The sequence below is a fragment of the Pseudomonas agronomica genome (assembly GCF_025917275.1).
Classification (GTDB): domain Bacteria; phylum Pseudomonadota; class Gammaproteobacteria; order Pseudomonadales; family Pseudomonadaceae; genus Aquipseudomonas; species Aquipseudomonas agronomica.
Map to the genome: position 1 here is coordinate 1 of NZ_JAOSHO010000724.1, position 1958 is coordinate 1958.

1 protein-coding gene is annotated in these 1958 nt (G+C 60.7%); it reads left to right on the forward strand.

The annotated features are described in order from the left end of the window. Window positions 1-248 precede the first annotated feature (248 nt). Window positions 249-1913 (forward strand): glucose-6-phosphate isomerase, encoded by a 1665-nt coding sequence (pgi, locus tag OC610_RS26550; RefSeq protein ID WP_264432180.1) that lies wholly within the window; start codon window positions 249-251, stop codon window positions 1911-1913. The last annotated feature ends 45 nt before the right edge of the window (window positions 1914-1958 follow it).

Sequence of the window (1958 nt, forward strand, 5' to 3'; positions counted from 1 at the left end):
TTTCGCGAGCAGGCTCGCTCCCACCTTGGAATCTGCACCTCCCGTCTGTCGGACCTTCCCGCTCACGTTGTATAAAAAAGTACCGGGAAACGGTCAGACAAAGTCAAGACAGATCGCAACGCGAGGTTTACTGTAGTCGCCCTGTGCCCGGCGATCGTGTCGACGCAGTTATCCGGACGCCCGCCTCCAGCCGCGCCGGAATTTTTAGTGTACAAAAGGTCGTTCAAGTAAAAAGGAAACCCGCAGCGATGGCGTATTACCGAACTCCTCAAGACGTGACCGCTCTGCCCGCCTGGCAAGCGCTGAATGACCACCGCAAAGCCATGCAGGATTTCAGCATGCGCGAAGCGTTCAATGCCGATCCGCAGCGTTTCAACCAATTCACCCTGTCGAGCTGCGGCCTGTTTCTCGATTATTCGAAGAACCTGATCAACGCCCAGACCCGCGACCTGCTCGTGGGCCTGGCGAACGAAGTCGACCTCAAGGGCGCGATCAAGGCGCTGTTCGAAGGCGAAATCGTCAACGCCTCGGAAAACCGCCCCGCCCTGCACACCGCCCTGCGTCGCCCGGTTGGCGACAAGTTGCTGGTCAACGGCGTCAACGTGATGCCGGACGTGCACAAAGTACTGAACCAGATCACCGACCTGGTGGGTCGCATCCACGACGGCCTGTGGCGCGGCTACACCGAGAAGCCGATCACCGACGTGGTGAACATCGGTATTGGTGGCTCCTTCCTCGGACCACAACTGGTGTCCGAAGCACTGTTGTCCTACACGCATAAAGGCGTTCGCTGCCACTACCTGGCGAACATCGATGGCAGCGAGTTCCACGAACTGACCATGAAGCTGCGCGCCGAGACCACGCTGTTCATCGTCTCGTCGAAATCCTTCAACACCCTCGAAACCCTGAAAAACGCCCAGGCCGCCCGTGCCTGGTACCTGGCCCAGGGCGGTTCGGAAGCGGAGTTGTATCGCCACTTCATCGCCGTATCGAGCAACAACGCTGCCGCCGTGGCCTTCGGCATCCGCGAAGAGAACATCTTCCCGATGTGGGACTGGGTCGGCGGTCGCTACTCGCTGTGGTCGGCCATCGGCCTGCCGATCGCCCTGGCCATCGGCATGTCGAACTTCAAGGAACTGTTGTCCGGCGCCTATTCCATGGACCAGCATTTCCAGAGCGCCCCGTTCGAACAGAACATGCCGGTGCTCCTGGCATTGCTGGGCGTGTGGTACGGCAACTTCTGGGGAGCGCAAAGCCACGCGATCCTGCCGTACGACCATTACCTGCGTAACATTACCAAACACTTGCAACAGCTGGACATGGAATCCAACGGCAAGAGCGTGCGCCAGGACGGTACGCCAGTCTCCACCGACACCGGTCCGGTGATCTGGGGCGGCGTCGGCGCCAACGGCCAGCACGCTTACCATCAGTTGCTGCACCAAGGTACCCAATTCATCCCGGCCGACTTCATCGTGCCGATCGTCAGCTTCAACCCGGTTTCCGACCATCACCAGTGGCTGTACGCCAACTGCCTGTCCCAGAGCCAGGCGCTGATGCTTGGCAAGACCCGCGCCGAAGCCGAGACCGAGCTGCGTGACAAGGGCATGAGCGAGGACGACGTGCAGAAGCTGGCGGCACACAAGGTGATCCCGGGCAACCGTCCGAGCAACACCCTGGTGGTCGAACGCATCAGCCCGCGCCGCCTCGGTGCGCTGGTGGCGCTGTATGAACACAAAGTGTTCGTGCAAAGCGTGGTCTGGGGCATCAACGCCTTTGACCAGTGGGGCGTGGAGCTGGGCAAGGAGCTGGGCAAGGGCGTCTACAACCGCCTGGTGGGCAGCGAAGAGAGCACCGCCGAAGATGCCTCGACCCAAGGCCTGATCAACTACTTCCGCGGGCGTCATCGCGGCTGACCTGTAGTTTTACATAGCCTTTGTGGGAGCGAGCCTGCTCGCGAA

Bases quoted from the DNA above. Each gene is read 5' to 3' on its own strand.
- pgi (WP_264432180.1), top strand. From the start codon at position 249: ATGGCGTATTACCGAACTCCTCAAGACGTGACCGCTCTGCCCGCCTGG.